Origin of the sequence: Streptomyces sp. TLI_053 (genome assembly GCF_900105395.1) — a bacterium.
In the GTDB taxonomy this organism is placed as follows: Bacteria; Actinomycetota; Actinomycetes; order Streptomycetales; family Streptomycetaceae; genus Kitasatospora.
The window spans coordinates 3763061-3780825 of sequence record NZ_LT629775.1 but is presented as its reverse complement, the minus strand read 5'-3'; the positions used below and the strand labels follow the sequence as shown (position 1 = coordinate 3780825).

The following is a 17765-nucleotide window of genomic DNA, read 5'->3' as shown; positions in this document are numbered from 1 at the left end:
ATAGACCGGGGACCACTATGAACATCACTGTCTTCTGCTCCGCGTACTCGCTCGACGACCGCTACTCCCTTCCCGCCGCCGAATTCGCCCGACTGCTCGGGGAGGGCGGGCACACACTGGTGTGGGGCGGCTCCAACGCCGGGCTGATGGGCCTGCTCGCCGACGGGGTGAAGGACGCCGGGGGCCGGCTGGTCGGGATCTCGGTCGAGTTCCTGAAGCACAAGGCGTACGACGGGGCCGACGAGCTGATCACCACCGCCGACCTCGCCGAGCGCAAGGCGAAGCTGCTGGCGCGCGCGGACGCGGTCGTCGTCCTGGTCGGCGGCTTGGGCACCCTGGACGAGGTCACCGAGGTGCTGGAGCTGAAGAAGCACGCGCTGCACGACAAGCCGGTGGTGGTGCTGGACACCGAGGGTTTCTACGCGGGGCTGCGCACGCAACTGGAGCGGATGGACACCGAGGGCTTCCTGCCCCGTCCGCTGCCCGAGCTGATCACCTTCGCCGACACCCCGGCCCAGGTCTTCGAACAGCTCAAGGGCTGAGAGGATCACGGTCATGGCCTCTCATCTGATCACCGGTGCCGGCTCCGGCATCGGCGCCGTCCTCGCCGCCCGTCTCGCCGAGCGCGGGGACGAGCTCTGGCTGCTGGCCCGCGACGCCCGCCGGGCCGCCGAGCTGCGCGAGCGCTTCCCCGGGGCGCGGACCCTGGTCGGCGACCTCGCGGACCCGGCGAAGCTCTCCTGGGCCCTCGGGCACCAGACGCCGCCGGTCGAGCTGGACTCGCTGCTGCACGTGGCGGGCACGGTCGAGCTGGCCCCGGTCGGCGAGCTGCCGGTCAAGGCCTGGCAGGACACCCTGAACGTCAACCTGGTCGCCCCCGCCGAGCTGACCCGGCTGCTGCTGCCCTCGGTGCGGCTGGCCAAGGGCCACGTGGTGTTCGTCAACTCCGGTGCCGGGCTGCGGGCGAGCGCCGACTGGTCGGCGTACGCGGCCAGCAAGCACGGGCTGAAGGCCCTCGCCGACTCGCTGCGGCTGGAGGAGCACGGCAACGGCGTACGGGTCACCTCGGTCTACCCGGGCCGCACCGCCACCGCGATGCAGGTCAAGGTGCACCAACAGGAGGGCAAGGAGTACGACCCCGGCCAGTGGATCGAGCCGGAGTCGGTGGCGAAGGCGGTGCTGGCGGCGCTGGACGCCTCCCGGGACGCCGAGATCACCGACATCACGGTCCGTCCGGGCCGGTAGGGGCCCGCGATCGGGGCGCCGGAAAGTCCGGCGCCCCGATCTTCCGAGCGGTGCAACCACGACGGGGCGAGGGCCGTCCCTGGAGGTGTCCGTTCGTTCTCGGCCCTTCCGGGCACGGAGAATTGATGCATAGTCAGGCCATCGGCCTGTCGGGGGGATTTGAAATGTACAAGCTTCGTACCGCGCTGGCCGTCGGCGCGACACTGCTGGGCACGGTCGGCCTGCCGGTCGTCGGCACGGTCGGCGCGCACGCCGCGTCCGGCCCGCTCCAGGCCGACAGCACGGTGCAGGACCGCTCGGCGGCAGCCGCCACCGGCAGCGGCTACACGCCGGTCGGCCCGGTGCGGCTGCTGGACACCCGGGAGGGGACCGGGGTCCCGTCGGCGCTGGCCGTGGCACCGTGGGGGACGGTCGACCTGCCGGTCACGGGGGTGGCCGGGGTGCCGCTGGAGGGTGTGACGGCGGTGACGATGACCGTCACCGCGACCGATCCGACGCAGGACGGCAACCTCCTGGTGCGCCCGTTCGGCTACGTGTGGACGAACCCCTCCTCGCTGCTCGGCGAGGCGGAGACCACCTCCACCCTGAACTGGGCGGCGGGCCGGACGGTCCCGAACCAGGTGACGGTGGCGGTGAAGGACGGCAAGGTGTCGTTCGACAACCACTCCGGCGGGACGGTGCACGTGATCGCCGACCTGGTCGGCTACTACAGCGCCACGGGCGCCCTCTTCCACGCGCAGGAGCCGGTCCGGGTGCTGGACACCCGGGGGCCGGTCGGGGTGCCGCAGGCCCGGGCGGTGCCGGCCTTCGGCACGCTGGAGCTGCCGGTCGCGGGCGTGGCCGGGGTGCCGGCCACCGGGGTCACGGCCGTGACGATGAACGTGACGGTCACCGAGCCGGAGCAGGACGGCCATCTGACGGTCCACCCGCACGGCGACCCGGTGCCGGGCACCTCGAACCTCAACTGGACGGCGGGCCGGACCGTCGCCGGCCTGGTGACGGTGCCGGTGAAGGACGGCAAGGTGTCGTTCTACAACCACTCCGGCGGGACGGTGCAGGTGATCGCCGACCTGGCGGGCCACTACAGCGCCGACGGCGGCGCCGCCTTCTACCCCTACGGGCCGGCCCGGATCATGGACACCCGGAAGTCCTGGGGCCGCCCGCAGTACCGCAACGAGGGTGTCGTTCCGGCCTGGGGCACCCTGACCGTCGACGCCTCCTGGGGCAGCTCCGAGTCCGCGACGACCCTGAACGTCACGGTGACCGGGCCGGGCGCCGAAGGACACCTCAAGGTGTACCCGCAGACCAGCCCGCGCCCCGACACGTCCGCCCTCAACTTCGGCCCCGGCGACACGGTCGCCAACCAGGTCGTGGTCCCGACGAAGCAGGGCAGCAGCGTGACGACGTTCTTCAACGCCAGTGGCGCGCCGGTGCACATCGTGGTCGACCGCTACGGCACGTACCGCCCCTGACCGGTCCCACCTCGCCCCACCCCGCGGCCCCGGCGCCGAGCATCCCTGCTCGGCGCCGGGGCCGCCGCGTGACGGGGTGTCCGGGCGGAGCGCGGGCCCGCGTGGTTCGGGGGCGCCCGACTGTGGCATTATCCGTGCGTCCTCCGGGGCCGACCGGGGTCGGAGGGCAGGACACGGCACCGGACCACAGGTCCGTCAGGGGGAACTCCATGCCCAGACTTCGCACCACAACCAGCACCAGAACCAGGACCGGAACCAGCACCGGAACCAGAGCCCGCGCCGCGCTGGCCGTCGGCGTGACACTGCTCGGGACGCTCGGCCTCCCGGCCGTCGGCGCGGGCGGCGCGCAGGCGGCCGTCACCACGCTCTACGTCGACAACACCGCGGCCGGCTGCGCCGACGGCGGTCCCGGCAGCAAGAGCGTCCCCTACTGCCACATCGCCGCCGCGGCGGCGGTGGCCGGGCCGGGGCAGACGGTCGAGATCGCCAGGGGCCAGTACGAGGAGACCGATCTGACGGTCACCCGCTCCGGTACGGCCGGGGCACCGATCACCTTCCGCGGCCCGTCGCCGTACGAGCCGGGCTACGGCGGCAGCGCCGTGATCGGGTCCTCCGCCCACCCCGGGGGCGGCCTCACCGTCCGGGGCGCCCGCTACGTCGTGTTCGAGTACCTCGAGGTCGACGCGGCCGCCGGCCGGCCGGTCGTGCTGGCCGACGGGGCGCGGGACGTCTCGTTCACCGGGGTCAGCGGCACGGGCGGCACCGGCGTGCGGATCACCGGCGGCTCCGAGCGGGTGCGTTACGCCCGGGCCGGCCTCTGGGGCGCGCAGGGTGCGGCCGTCACGGTCGACGGCGGTTCGACCGGGACCGTCGTCAGTACCAACTACGTCGTCTCCAGCGTCGGTGAGGACCACCCGGCCGTCCTGGTCGACGGCGCACCGAACACCGTGGTGGTCGCCAACAGCACCCTCGGCTCCTGCTCCCCGGGCATCGTGCTGACCGGAGCCTCGGGCGGTGCCACGGTCGAGAACAACGCCGTGAACGCGGGGCGCGACATCGATTCGCCGTGCGACACCTGGAGCTACATGGCGACCGGCATCACGGTCGCCGCGAGCGCCGTCGCCGGGACGAAGGCGGACTACAACGTCGTCGACTCGCGCAGCGGCGGCACCCCCTACCGGTGGGCCGGCGCCGACTACGCCGACCAGCCGTCGTTCACGGCGGCCAGCGGCCAGGGCGCGCACGACTTCGTCTCGCCCACGACCTTCTGGCGCGGGCCGGACCGGCCGGTCAACCACCTGATCGACTCGGCCGACGAGAACGCCCCCGGCATGCTCCCCACCGACCGCCAGGGCAAGTCCCAGGTGGACGACCCGACGCTGCCCAACACCGGTACCGGCGGCGGCACCCGGGACCGGGGCGCGCAGGAGTACCTGACCGTGGGCAGCGCGTACACGCCGGCGGGCCCGGTGCGGCTGCTGGACACCCGGGAGGCGATCGGGGTCCCGTCCACGCAGGCGGTGCCGGCCGGGGGCACGCTCGACCTGCCGGTCACGGGGGTGGCCGGGGTCCCGGCGACCGGTGTCACCGCGGTGACGCTGACCGTGACGGCCACCGACCCCACCCAGGACGGCGACCTGACGGTGTACCCGCACGGCCAGGACCGGCCGGGCGTCTCCACCCTCAACTGGACGGGCGGCCGGACGGTGCCGAACCAGGTGACGGTGCCGGTGAAGGACGGCAAGGTGTCGTTCTGGAACCACTCGGGCGGCACGGTGCACCTGATCGCGGACCTGGCGGGCTACTACAGCCCGAAGGGTGACCTCTTCCACCAGCAGGGCCCGACCCGGCTGCTGGACACCCGGGCGCCGATCGGGGTCCCGTCGGCGCAGGCGGTGCCGGCCTTCGGCACGCTGGAGCTGCCGGTCGCCGGTGTGGCCGGGGTGCCGGCCACCGGGGCCACGGCGGTGACGATGAACGTGACGGTCACCGAGCCGGAGCAGGACGGCCATCTGACGGTCTACCCGCACGGCGGCGCCGCGCCGGAGACCTCGAACCTCAACTGGACGGCCGGCCGGACCGTCGCCAACCTGGTGACGGTGCCGGTGAAGGACGGCAAGGTGTCGTTCTACAACCGCTCCGGCGGCACGGTGCACCTGATCGCCGACCTGGCGGGCTACCACAGCGCCGAGGGCCGGGTCGCGTTCTACCCGGGCGGGCCGTCGCGGATCATGGACACCCGGCAGAGCTGGGGCCGTCCCTACTACCGCCCGGCGGGCACCGTCCCGGCCTGGGGTTCCCTGACCGTCTTCGTGAACGGCGGGAGCTACCCGGCCTCGGCGACCCTGAACATCACGGTGACCGAGCCGGGCGCCGCGGGCCACCTCACGGCGTACTCCGGCGTCGGACCGGTCCCGGACACCTCCACGCTCAACTTCGAGGCCGGGCAGACCGTCGCCAACCAGGCCGTGGTGCCGGTCAATCCGAGCGGCAACTCGGTCGTGCTGTACAACGCGAGCGACGCGCCGGCGCACTTCGTGGTCGACTCCAGCGGGACCGAGAGCTACTGACCGTCACCCGGTCCGCACCCTCCGGCGGCCCCGTACCGAGCTACCGCTCGGTACGGGGCCGCTGCCGCAAGATGCCTGATGACGCGTCGGCCACCCTGTGGAATGATCCGTACGCCCTCCACCTCCGCTCGGTGAGCAGGGCCGGAACCGCGGCCTCCGGCCGCGACTCACAGGGGGAATTCTCATGTCGAAAGACATCGCCAGATCCCGCACGCCCGGATCCCGCACGCCCGGATCCCGCACGCCCGGAACCCGCGCCGCGCTGGCCGTCGGCCTGACGCTGCTCGCGACGGTCGGGCTTCCCGCCGTCACGACGGGCGGCGCGTCCGCCGCCGCCGCAACGCTCTACGTCGACCGCGCGCCCGGCTGCAGCGACACCACCGGCGGCACCCAGGCCAGGCCGCTCTGCACCGTGGCGGCCGCCGCGGCCGTCGCGTCCGCCGGCCAGACGGTCGAGATCGCCTGGGGGACCTATCCCGAAGAGCTGGTGATCACGCGCTCCGGCCGCCAGGGTGCGCCCATCGTGTTCCGCGGTCGGCCCCATGACGTCAACTCGCAGAGCTCGGTGCTGATCGGCTCGGTGGAGGGCCCGTCGAACGGCCTCACCGTCCGCGGCGCCGAGTTCGTCGAGTTCGAGAACCTGGGCGTGCTCACCAACTCGCCGGCACCGAGCGTCACGGTCGACGGCGGGAACCGGGTGAAGTTCACCGCCGTCGGCGCGTACAACACCCTGCGGATCACCAACGGCTCCCGCCAGGTCACCTTCGCCCGCGGCGCCGCGAACGGCACCTCCGACAAGCCGGGCATCACCGTCGACGGCGGCTCCACCGGGACGGTACTGACCACCAACAGGGTCTCGACCGACGCCGCCCCGGCCTCGGTCCTGGTCGACGGCGCACCGGGCACGGTCGTCGTCAGCAACACGGTCCTCGCCGAGTGCACCACGGGCATCGCACTGGCCGGGGCCTCGGCCGGCGCGGTGGTCAAGAACAACGTGGTCGACACCGCGCGGGCCCAGGCCGATCGCTGCGCCGACACCGCCGCGGCCACCGGCATCGCCGTCGCCCCGACCGCGACCGCCGGCACCGCCGTCGACTACAACGTGGTCGACCCGCGCGGCGGCGGCTCGCCGTACCGCTGGGCCGACGCGGACTTCCCGACCCGGCCCGAGTTCACCGCCGCCAGCGGCCAGGGCGCGCACGACTTCGTGGCGAAGATCTACGAGCCGCACAGCCCGGACGGCCCGCAGTCGGCGTCGATCGATTCGGCCGACGAGACGGCCCCCGGGATGCTCCCGGTGGACCAGACCGGTCAGGCCCCCGCGGACGACCCGACGGTGCGCAACACCGGCACCGGCAAGGGCTACCGCGACCGCGGCGCCGTCGAGAGCCACGACTTCGGCAGCGTCTTCACCCCTGCCGGCCCGACCCGGCTGCTGGACACCCGGGAGGCGGTCGGCGTCCCCGGCACCGAGGCCGTGCCGGCCTTCGGCCAGGTGGACCTCCAGGTCGCGGGTGTGGCCGGCATCCCGGCGAGCGGGGTGACGGCCGTGACGATGAACGTCACGGTGACCGGGCCGACCGAGAACGGCCACCTCCGGGTCTACCCGCACGGCGCGGAGCGCCCGGACACCTCCAACCTCAACTGGACGGCCGGACGGACCCTCGCCAACCAGGTGACCGTCCCGGTGAAGGACGGCAAGGTGTCGTTCTACAACCACTCCGGCGGCACCGTGCACGTGATCGCCGACCTGGCCGGCCACTACGGCGCCAAGGGCGACCTCTTCCACCCGCTCAGCCCGTCCCGGCTGCTGGACACCCGGGTGGGGGTCGGCGTCCCCGACTGGCAGGCCGTCCCGGCCTTCGGCCAGGTGGACCTCCAGGTCGCCGGCGAGGGCGGGGCGCCCCCGGAGGGCGTGACGGCCGTGACGATGAACGTCACGGTGACCGACCCGACCGAGGACGGCCACCTCCGGGTCTACCCGCACGGCACCGGGCTTCCGCAGAGTTCCAGCCTCAACTGGACCGCGGGCCGGACCGTCCCGAACCTGGTCACGGTGCCGGTGAAGGACGGCAAGGTGTCGTTCTACAACTCCTCCGGCGGCACCGTGCACGTGATCGCCGACCTGGCCGGCTACTACAGCGCCGAGGGCCGGCTGACCTTCACCCCGACCGGCCCGGGGCGGGTCATGGACACCCGCCAGGACTTCGGCACCGGTTGCTGCCCGCGCCCGGCCGGCACCGTCGGGGCCTTCGACGCGCTGGACGTCGAGATCGTCGCGCCGAACATCGCCGCGGCGACCCTCAACGTCACCGTCACCGAGCCCGGCACCGACGGCCACCTGACCGTCTACCCGGGCAACGAGCTCATGCCGGCCGTCTCCAACCTCAACTTCCAGGCCGGGGAGACCGTCGCCAACCAGGTGGTGGTGAAGGTGAACGAGGGCCGCATCACCGTCCGCAACGCGAGCGCCGCACCCGTCCACATCATCGTGGACCTGTTCGGGATCCAGACCTACTGACCCGGGCGTCCCGGCGGCACCCGCCGCCGGGACCCGGTGCCACGGCCCCGCCACCGAGCCCCGCGCCCGGTGCCGGGGCCGTCGGCGTTCCCGACCCCATAGGCTTCCGCCGTGAGCAACGGACTTCCCTTCCCCGACCTGGTCGGCGCCGCCACCGGCGTCGGATCGCTGCCCGGCACCGACGCCCGGGAGGCCGCCAGGACCTCCACCGGCGCGCTGGAGCACCTGCCGTTCCTCCCCGAACTCCCCGCCCGGGGGCCGGGCGCCGACATGATCGGCCGTTCCGCCGGGCTGCTGGTAGAGCTGTTCGCGCAGACCGAGCCGAGCGGCTGGCGCTTCGCCGACCGTCCGGGCCGGGACACCCGGCGGGCGCACTCCTGGCTCGGCGAGGACCTCGACGCGCTGGAGGAGTTCACCCAGGGGTACACCGGCGCGCTGAAGGTGCAGGCGGTGGGGCCGTGGACGCTGGCCGCCTCGATCGAGCTCAAGTACGGCGAGAAGGCGCTCGCCGATCCCGGCGCCTGCCGGGACATCGCCGGTTCGCTCACCGAGGGCCTGCGCCGCCACCTCGCCGAGGTCCGCCGCCGGGTGCCGGGCGCGGAGGTGGTGCTCCAGCTGGACGAGCCCTCGCTGCCCGCCGTGCTGGCCGGCGAGGTGCGGACGGCGAGTGGCTTCCAGCGGCTGCGCTCCGTCGACCGGCAGCTCGCCGAGGAGGCCCTGCGGGACGTGATCGGCGCCCTGGACGCGCCCGTGGTGGTGCACTGCTGCGCGCCCCGGGTGCCGCTGCCGCTGCTGCGCCGGGCCGGGGTCGCCGGTGTCTCGCTGGACTTCTCGCTGCTGACCGAGCGTGAGGACGAGGAGCTCGGGGAGACGGTCGAGGCCGGCACCATGATCCTCGCGGGTGTCGTCCCGTCCACCGAGCGGGCGCTCGCTCAATCAACGGCACTGTCGGACCCGGCCGGTAGTGTCCAGGGTGTCAGGGCGTTGTGGCGCAGGCTCGGGTTCGCCCCCGAGCTGCTCGGCCGCCGTGTACTGGTGACGCCCACCTGCGGGCTGGCCGGGGCCTCCCCGGACCACGCGCGTCGGGCGCTGTCACTCAGTGTGAACGCGGCCAGGAGCCTGGTGGACAACCCGGAATGAGAGATTGACGGAGGGCTTGCGGTGGTGGCTGTCGAGGGCTGGGAGGACGTTCCGGCGGAGGTGCGCAAGCGGCACGCCGAGCTGGCCGCCGAGATCACGGACCACCGGGCCCGTTACTACGAGCAGGACGCGCCGGTCGTCAGCGACGCCGAATTCGACGCGCTGATGCGCGAGCTGGAGGGGCTGGAGGCGGAGCACCCCGCCCTGGTCACCCCGGAGTCGCCCTCGCAGCGGGTCGGCGGCGCGCCGACCCTGCTGTTCGCCCCGGTCGAGCACCGCGAACGGTTGCTCAGCCTGGACAACGCGATGGACGACGAGGAGCTCGCCGCCTGGGCCGAGCGGGTCGCCGCCGAGCTGGCCGGGATCGAGTACCACTACCTGTGCGAGCTGAAGGTGGACGGCCTGGCCGTCAACCTCACCTACGAGAACGGCCGGTTGACGCAGGCGGCGACCCGGGGCGACGGCCGGGTCGGCGAGGACATCACCGCCAACGTCCGCACCATCGAGGAGATCCCGCACCGGCTGACCGGCGAGGACGTGCCCGAGCTGGTCGAGATCCGGGGCGAGGTCTACTTCCCGACCGAGGCGTTCGAGGCGCTCAACGCCTCCTTCGCGGAGGAGAACGAGCGCCGCCGGCTGGAGAACGAGGAGCGCGCCAAGGAGGGCAAGCGGCCCCGGGCGATGATCCGGCTGTTCATGAACCCGAGGAACGCCGCGGCCGGCTCGCTGCGCCAGAAGGACCCGCTGATCACCGCCTCCCGCCCGCTGCGGATGGTGGTGCACGGCATCGGTGCCAGGGTCGGCTTCGACATCGACAACCAGTCGCACGCCTACGACCTGCTGCGCGGCTGGGGCCTGCCGACCGCGCGGCACAACCGGGTGGTCGGCACGCTGGCGGAGGTGCGGGAGTTCGTCGCGCACTTCGGCGAGCAGCGGCACTCGGTCGAGCACGAGATCGACGGTGTGGTGGTCAAGGTGGACGAGATCGCCCTGCAGGGCCGGCTCGGCTCCACCTCGAAGTCCCCGCGCTGGGCGATCGCCTGGAAGTACCCGCCGGAGGAGGTCACCGGGAAGCTCGCCGCGATCAAGGTCGGGATCGGCCGCACCGGCCGGGCCACCCCGTACGCGGTGCTGGCCGAGCCGGTGAAGGTGGCCGGTTCGATGGTGCAGTACGCGACCCTGCACAACCAGGACGTGGTCAAGGCCAAGGACGTCCTGCTCGGCGACACCGTGGTGCTGCGCAAGGCCGGTGACGTGATCCCGGAGATCCTCGGACCGGTGTACGACCTGCGGGACGGCACCGAAGAGGCGTTCGTGATGCCCTCGCACTGCCCCGAGTGCGGCACCGGCCTGCGGCCGATGGCGGAGGGGGACATCGACCTGCGCTGCCCCAACGCCCAGTACTGCCCGGCCCAGATCCGGGAGCGGATCGCCTTCCTCGGCGGGCGCTCGGCGCTGGACATCGAGGGCCTCGGTTATGTCGCCGCCACCGCGCTGACCCAGCCGCTGGAGCCGGTCGAGGCGCCTGTGGGGAACGAGGGCGACATCTTCGGTCTGACGGTGGAGCGGCTGCTGCCGATCAAGGTGCTGGTGCGCGACCAGAAGACCGGTATGCCGAAGCTGGACGACGAGACCGGCGAGGAGAAGGAGGTGTTCTTCTTCGCCACCACCGCCGGTGCGCCGAAGAAGAACACCGGGCTGATGCTGGAGAACATCGAGAAGGCCAAGGACCGCCCGCTCTGGCGCTTCCTCAACGGCCTCTCGATCCGGCACGTCGGCCCGGTCGCCGCCCAGGACCTGGCCCGCGAGTTCCGCGACCTGGACGCGATCTTCGCGGCGAGCGAGGAGCGGCTGGCCGCCACCGAGGGGGTCGGCGCGGGCACCGCGCGTTCGATCGTCGAGTGGTACCAGGTGGACTGGCACCGGGAGATCGTCGAGAAGTGGCGTGCCGCCGGGGTCCGCTTCACCGAGGAGGCCGCCGAGGAGGAGGGCGAGCGCCCGCTGGAGGGGCTGACCGTCGTCGTCACCGGCACCCTGGCCGGGCACACCCGGGACGGCGCCAAGGAGGCGCTGACCTCGCGGGGTGCGAAGGTGACCGGTTCGGTGTCGAAGAAGACCCACTTCGTGGTCGCGGGCGACAATCCCGGGTCCAAGTACGACAAGGCCGTTCAGCTGGGGCTGCCGGTCCTCGACGACGCGGGCTTCACGATCCTGCTGGAGCAGGGGTCGGCCGCCGCCCGGGTCCACCTGGGGCTGCCGGCGGAGCCGCCGGAGGAGCCGGCGAAGAAGGCGCCGGCCCGGAAGAAGGCCGCCGCCAGGAGCACTGCCGAGGACGCCGGGGACACCGCCGGGGACACCGCCGGGGGTGAGGCGGCGGACGCCGGGGCCGCCGTCGCGGCGAAGGATCCCGAGGTGGGGGCACCGGCCGGCGCCGAGGCCGCCGCGGCGCCCGTCGAGGAGGGCGCCGCGGGCTGACCCCGCGCGCGGAAGCCCCGAATCCGGCTTGTTATCGTCCTGATGCAACGTCATCGGGTGCCGCACAGTGATAGCGGGCATCGTGACACTGTGCGGCACCCAGCGCGGTGGCGTATGTCCGGTTGTCCGAAAGTCTGCCCGTCGGGTGAAGCCGCGCATACCCTGGAGCGCAACAGAGTGTCAGCAGGGGTGGGGGTACCGGCCGAGCCGGACTCCGCGGGGCCGATCCATGCCTGGCAGGCTGCCGGCACCGGTGCGGTGCCTCACCGCTAGGCGGCCTGACGGGGCGGGCCCGACGGAGGACTGGGCTTATGGATCGTACGACCGGCGGTGCGCCCACACGCCCGCCGCAGGGGGTGGCGGGAGCGGTCCTGCTGCTCGGCGTGCTGCTGGCCGGCGCCGCGCCGCTCATCCCGCTGGCCGTGCTGGTCTACCGCTACGAGGCGGAGCTGCTGCCACTCTTCGCGGTGCCGCTGGCCGTCCTGGTCGCGGCCTGGCGGATCGCCCGCGACCGGGCGCGCGACCAGCTCACCGACCCGCTGACCGATCTGCCCAACCGCCAGGCGTTACTCCTCGCCGCCCAGGAGTCGATCGCCGAGCACACCGAGGGTTACAGCGTCGGACTGATCCTGCTCGACCTCGATCGCTTCCGGTCGCTCAACGACACCCTCGGTCATACCGCCGGCGACCGGCTGCTCGTCCACATCGCCCGCCGGCTGCACCGGGCGCTGCGCTCCGGCGGGGCCGCCGGCAGCGCCACCCGCGAGTCCATCGACGACGTCTTCGCCGGGCTCCCCCGGCACTACCGCGGCCGCCCGATGGTGGCCCGGATGGGCGGCGACGAGTTCGCCGTCCTGCTGCCCGGCATCGGCTGCCCGGACTCGCTGGAGAAGGTGGCCAAGGCGCTGATCGCCGAACTCGCCGCCCCGATCCGCCTGGACGGACTGCTGCTGGTGCTGGAGGCCAGCGCGGGCGTCTGCGTCTTCCCCCAACACGCCCAGGACGCCGAGTCGCTGCTGCGCCGCGCCGATGTGGCGATGGGGCACGCGCAGCGCGGCCGCACCTCGGTCGAGCAGTACGACGAGGCCCAGGACGCCGACACCCCGTACCGGATCGGACTGCTGGGCGACCTGCGGCGGGCCCTGGAGACCGGCGAGGTCCAGCTGCACTACCAGCCCAAGGTGGCCTTCGACGGCCGGGTGGTCGGCCTGGAGGCGCTGCTGCGCTGGGAGCGCCCCGGCCAGGGCCGGGTCTCCCCGGACGAGTTCGTGGGCCTCGCCGAGTCCAGCGGGCTGATGCCCCGGCTGACCGACTACGTGCTGGAGGCCGCCGTCGGTCAGCTCGCCCAGTGGCGCGAGCAGGGCCTCCAGGTCCAGGTCGCGGTGAACGTCTCGCCACGCGACGTGCTCAACCCCGGCTTCGCCCAGCGGGTCGCCGGCCACCTCGTCCGCCACCAGGTGCCCGCCCACGCGCTCCAGCTGGAGATCACCGAGCGGCTGCTGCTGGACGACTCCCGCCGGGCCGCCGACACCCTGGCGGAGCTGCGCGGCTACGGGGTCGGGATGTCCCTGGACGACTTCGGGACCGGCCACTCCTCGCTGGTGCGGCTGCGCAGCCTGCCGGTCGGCGAGCTGAAGATCGACCGCTCCTTCGTCTCCCGGATGGCCACCGACGACCACGACGCTGCGGTGGTCCGCTGCTCGGTCGAGCTGGCCCACTCGCTCGGCCTGACCGTGGTCGCCGAGGGGGTCGAGGACGACGAGACCTGGGAGCGGCTGAACTGCATGGGCGTGGACGCGGTGCAGGGCTGGCTGGTGTCGGCGGCGCTGCCGGCCGAGCAGGCCACCGCCTGGCTGCGGGTGCACCGCACCGGCGCCCCGCCGGTGGAACGGCTCGGCTCCGGCGCCGACCGGCTGCCGCCCGCGATCCAGCCCGTCCTGCCGCCGGTGATCCAGGCGGCGCAAGCGGCGAAGCTGGAGATCCAGGCGCCCAAGCAGCAGAGTTGGGCGCCGACCCGCCCGCAGTGAGGGTGCCGCGCGGCGAGGGTGACCGGCCCCCGCCGCCGGTCGTTGGCCGGTGGTGGCACCGTGCCCCATAGGATGGGGACCACAGACCACGAGGACGGGAGCGCCGGACCGGCCGCTTCCGGCCCGGGCCCGGCGCCGCCGGAAGGCGGATCCGGGCCTCACCAGAACTCACCCTGAGGATCGCTGCATGCCTGGCATCACGCGCGAGGAGGTCGCCCACCTCGCTCGGCTGTCGCGTCTTGAGTTGCAGGCCGAAGAGTTGGACCACTTCGCCGAGCAGCTGGACGTGATCATCGGCGCGGTCGCCCGCGTTTCCGAGGTCGCCGGACAGGACGTCCCGCCCACCTCCCACCCGCTGCCGCTGACCAACGTCATGCGCGCGGACGAGGTCCGGCCGTCGCTCACCCCGGACCAGGCACTGGCCGGGGCCCCGGCCGCCGAGGAGCAGCGTTTCCGTGTGCCCCAGATCCTCGGGGAGGACTGACCGATGACCGAGCTCATCCGTTACACCGCGGCCGAGACCGCCGCCGCCGTCGCCAAGGGCGAGGTGTCCGCCGTCGAGGTGGCCCAGGCGCACCTGGACCGCATCGGGGCCGTCGACAAGAAGGTCAACGCCTTCCTGCACGTCGACACCGAGGGCGCGCTGAGTGCCGCCCGGGCCGTCGACGAGAAGCGCGCCAAGGGCGAGGAGCTGGGCCCGCTGGCCGGCGTCCCGCTGGCGCTGAAGGACGTCTTCACCACCAAGGGCGTGCCGACCACCTGCGGTTCGAAGATCCTCGAGGGCTGGATCCCGCCGTACGACGCCACCCTGACCACGCGTCTCAAGGACGCCGGTGTGGTGATCCTCGGCAAGACCAACATGGACGAGTTCGCGATGGGCTCCTCCACCGAGAACTCCGCCTACGGCCCGACCGGCAACCCGTGGGACCTCTCCCGGATCCCCGGCGGCTCCGGCGGCGGTTCGGCCGCCGCGCTTGCCGCCTTCGAGGCGCCGCTCGCGATCGGCACCGACACCGGCGGCTCGATCCGCCAGCCCGGCGCCGTCACCGGCACCGTCGGCGTGAAGCCGACCTACGGCTCGGTGTCGCGCTACGGCCTGGTGGCCTTCTCCAGCAGCCTGGACCAGGGCGGCCCGTGCGCCCGCACCGTGCTGGACGCGGCGCTGCTGCATGAGGCGATCGCCGGTCACGACCCGCTGGACTCCACCTCGATCGACGCCCCGGTCCCGGCCGTGGTCGAGGCCGCGAAGCTGCGCGACGTGCGCGGCATGCGGATCGGCGTGGTGAAGGAGTTCTCCGGCGAGGGCTACCAGGACGGCGTGATGCAGCGCTTCCAGGAGTCCGTGGAGCTGCTGCGCGAGCTGGGCGCCGAGGTCGTCGAGGTCTCCTGCCCGTCCTTCACCCTGGCGCTGCCGGCGTACTACCTGATCGCCCCGAGCGAGGCCTCGTCCAACCTGGCCCGCTTCGACGCGATGCGCTACGGCCTGCGGGTCGGCGACGACGGTTCCCGCTCGGCCGAGGAGGTCACCGCGCTGACCCGCGAGGCCGGTTTCGGCCCCGAGGTGAAGCGCCGCATCATCCTGGGCACCTACGCGCTGTCCTCGGGCTACTACGACGCCTACTACGGCTCGGCCCAGAAGGTGCGGACGCTGATCTCCCGCGACTTCGACGCCGCCTTCGCGGGCGTGGACGTGCTGGTCTCGCCGACCACGCCGACCACCGCCTTCCCGATCGGCGAGCGTGCCGACGACCCGATGGCGATGTATCTGGCCGACCTCTGCACGATTCCGTCCAACCTTGCGGGCAACGCGGCCATGTCGCTGCCGGTCGGCCTGGCCCCGGAGGACAATCTCCCGGTCGGCCTGCAGATCATCGCACCCGCGATGGCGGACGACCGCCTGTACCGCGTGGGCGGCGCCGTCGAGGCCGCACTCAACGACAAGTGGGGGCACACCCTGCTGGAGGAGGCACCGGCACTGTGAGCAAGATCGAGAACGCCAAGGCGCAGTCGGCATCGCTGAAGGGGTGGAAGCACTCCAAGCCCGGGCTCTGGCTGTCCATCGGCACCAGCGCCTTCGGCGCGGTCTCCATCGTCAAGGACGTCCGCAAGGCCCGCGGCGAGAGCGACACCCTCAAGCTGGTCAACGCCCTGGTCGGCGCCGCCGCCCTGGTCACCGGCACCGCCCTGCTGGTCCGTGAGCTGCGTCGCCTCGGCGACGACGACGTCCTGCTGGGCTGACCCAGCCCGTGAGGCCCCGGCCTGCACCCGAGGTGCAGGCCGGGCCCGCACCACCGAAGACTTTTTAGTGAAGGGGACGCTGTGAGCGTCAAGAACCTGGTCTCCTACGAGGACGCGCTCGCGTCGTTCGACCCGGTGATGGGCCTGGAGGTCCACGTCGAGCTGGGCACCAAGACCAAGATGTTCTGCGGTTGCTCGACCGAGCTGGGTGCCGAGCCGAACAGCCAGGTCTGCCCGACCTGTCTGGGCCTGCCGGGCTCGCTGCCGGTCGTCAACGCGGTCGGCGTGGAGTCGGCGGTCAAGATCGGCCTGGCGCTGAACTGCGAGATCGCCGAGTGGTGCCGGTTCGCGCGGAAGAACTACTTCTACCCGGACATGCCGAAGAACTTCCAGACCTCGCAGTACGACGAGCCGATCGCCTTCAACGGCTACCTCGACGTGCAGCTGGAGGACGGCTCGACCTTCCGGGTGGAGATCGAGCGCGCCCACATGGAGGAGGACACCGGCAAGTCCAGCCACGTCGGCGGCGCGACCGGCCGGATCCACGGCGCGACCCACTCGCTGCTGGACTACAACCGGGCCGGCATCCCGCTGATCGAGATCGTCACCAAGCCGATCGAGGGCGCCGGCGAGCGCGCCCCCGAGGTCGCCCGCGCGTACGTCGCCGAGCTGCGCGAGGTCATCCGTTCGCTGGGCGTCTCCGAGGCCCGGATGGATAAGGGCCAGATGCGCTGCGACGTCAACCTGTCGCTGCGTCCGAACGGCACCGAGACCTTCGGCACCCGCTCGGAGACCAAGAACGTCAACTCGCTGCGCAGCGTGGAGCGGGCCGCCCGGTTCGAGATCCAGCGGCACGCCACGGTGCTGACCGACGGCGGCACGATCGTCCAGGAGACCCGGCACTTCCACGAGGAGGACGGCAGCACCACCGCCGGCCGGATCAAGGACAACGCCGAGGACTACCGGTACTTCCCGGAGCCGGACCTGGTGCCGATCGCGCCGGCCCGCGCCTGGGTGGAGGAGCTGCGGGCCGCGCTGCCCGAGCTGCCCCGGGTGCGCCGGGCCCGGCTGCAGGCCGAGTGGGGCCTGACCGACAAGGACATGCAGTCGGTGCTGAACGCCGGCGCCGTCGAGCCGATCCAGGAGACCATCGCCGCCGGCGCCCCGGCCGACCAGGCCCGCAAGTGGTGGATGGGCGAGCTGGCCCGTCGGGCCAACGAGACCGGCACCGAGCTGGCCGAGCAGCCGATCACCCCGGCGCAGGTCGCCCGGGTCGCCGCGCTGGTCGCCGAGGGCAAGCTGAACGACAAGCTGGCCCGCCAGGTCATCGAGGCCGTGCTGGCCGGCGAGGGCGAGCCGGACGCGGTCGTCGAGCAGCGCGGCCTGGCCGTGGTCTCGGACGACTCCGCGCTCGGTGCCGCCGTGGACCAGGCCATCGCCGAGAACGAGGCGATCGCCGCCAAGATCCGCGACGGCAAGGTCGCCGCGGTCGGCGCACTGGTCGGCGCGGTCATGAAGACCACCCGCGGTCAGGCCGACGCGGCCCGGGTCAAGGATCTGATCCTGGAGAAGCTGGGCGTTTCTGCCTGAGGTTTCCAAGGCGTCTTAGGCGTCTAAGGCGCTCTAAGGGCTGCTTAGAGCCCTGAGGCCCGGTCTTACCCTCCACGGGGGGTGGGGCCGGGCCTCTGCCGTACCCGGGACCCCCGGCCTAAGGCGGCCGGGGCCCGGAACATCCGGCAGGCTGCCGATGCGGCCCACCCCCCTGGGAGAGGAATCTTTACCTCAGAACGAGAGAGACACCGGAACCCACGAGGGGAAACACCGTGATCGAGTACGAGCTCATCAAGCAGCAGGAACTGGAACTCCGGGCCCTGGCCCAGCACGAGCGTCTGGTCCGCGAGGCGAAGGGAGCCAAGCGCACCGGCCGGCGCCCGAACGTCGGCTTCCGCTTCCAGCGGCGCGCCGTCCGTCCGCGCGAATGCTGACGGACCGGCACCGAGGTGCCGAGCAGGGACCGGAAGGGGAGGCGACACGGGGGTGCGCCTCCCCTTCCGGGCGTCCGGGGGGCGGGATAACC

12 protein-coding genes and 1 pseudogene are annotated in these 17765 nt (G+C 72.9%); all 13 read left to right on the top strand.

Annotation, left to right across the window (positions count from 1 at the left end; translation table 11 throughout):
- Positions 1–17: 17 nt before the first annotated feature.
- Complete coding sequence (locus BLU95_RS14935; RefSeq protein ID WP_093860437.1) at positions 18–542, top strand: LOG family protein; 525 nt, start codon at positions 18–20, stop codon at positions 540–542.
- A 13-nt stretch (positions 543–555) separates the two neighbouring features.
- Complete coding sequence (locus tag BLU95_RS14930) at positions 556–1245, top strand: SDR family oxidoreductase (RefSeq protein WP_093860436.1); 690 nt, start codon at positions 556–558, stop codon at positions 1243–1245.
- Positions 1246–1409: 164 nt separating this feature from the next.
- On the top strand, positions 1410–2717 hold the full coding sequence (locus BLU95_RS14925) for a hypothetical protein (RefSeq protein ID WP_093860435.1): 1308 nt from the start codon (positions 1410–1412) through the stop codon (positions 2715–2717).
- 209 nt (positions 2718–2926) lie between these two features.
- Positions 2927–5287, top strand: coding sequence for a hypothetical protein (locus tag BLU95_RS14920; RefSeq protein ID WP_159424888.1), 2361 nt, complete (start codon positions 2927–2929; stop codon positions 5285–5287).
- 184 nt (positions 5288–5471) lie between these two features.
- Positions 5472–7808, top strand: coding sequence for a right-handed parallel beta-helix repeat-containing protein (locus BLU95_RS14915; protein ID WP_093860433.1), 2337 nt, complete (start codon positions 5472–5474; stop codon positions 7806–7808).
- A 111-nt stretch (positions 7809–7919) separates the two neighbouring features.
- On the top strand, positions 7920–8948 hold the full coding sequence (locus BLU95_RS14910; RefSeq protein WP_231978575.1) for a methionine synthase: 1029 nt from the start codon (positions 7920–7922) through the stop codon (positions 8946–8948).
- Between the two features lie 24 nt (positions 8949–8972).
- On the top strand, positions 8973–11423 hold the full coding sequence (gene ligA / locus BLU95_RS14905) for an NAD-dependent DNA ligase LigA (RefSeq protein ID WP_093864886.1): 2451 nt from the start codon (positions 8973–8975) through the stop codon (positions 11421–11423).
- Positions 11424–11797: 374 nt separating this feature from the next.
- A pseudogene (locus BLU95_RS14900) lies at positions 11798–13450 on the top strand (putative bifunctional diguanylate cyclase/phosphodiesterase); the annotation flags it as partial.
- 187 nt (positions 13451–13637) lie between these two features.
- A complete protein-coding gene (gene gatC / locus BLU95_RS14895; RefSeq protein ID WP_030302932.1) occupies positions 13638–13934 on the top strand; it encodes an Asp-tRNA(Asn)/Glu-tRNA(Gln) amidotransferase subunit GatC in 297 nt (98 codons plus the stop codon).
- Between the two features lie 3 nt (positions 13935–13937).
- The gene (gene gatA, locus BLU95_RS14890) at positions 13938–15431 is read left to right on the top strand and encodes an Asp-tRNA(Asn)/Glu-tRNA(Gln) amidotransferase subunit GatA (protein WP_093860431.1); all 1494 of its coding nucleotides are present in this window, start codon (positions 13938–13940) and stop codon (positions 15429–15431) included.
- Complete coding sequence (locus BLU95_RS14885) at positions 15428–15688, top strand: hypothetical protein (protein WP_369826134.1); 261 nt, start codon at positions 15428–15430, stop codon at positions 15686–15688. Before gatA ends, BLU95_RS14885 begins: the two co-directional genes overlap by 4 nt.
- Positions 15689–15769: 81 nt before the next feature.
- Positions 15770–17278: an Asp-tRNA(Asn)/Glu-tRNA(Gln) amidotransferase subunit GatB gene (gene gatB / locus BLU95_RS14880; RefSeq protein WP_093860430.1), complete on the top strand. Its 1509-nt coding sequence runs from the start codon at positions 15770–15772 to the stop codon at positions 17276–17278.
- Positions 17279–17511: 233 nt separating this feature from the next.
- Positions 17512–17673 (top strand): hypothetical protein, encoded by a 162-nt coding sequence (locus tag BLU95_RS42265; protein ID WP_159424887.1) that lies wholly within the window; start codon positions 17512–17514, stop codon positions 17671–17673.
- Positions 17674–17765: the final 92 nt, after the last annotated feature.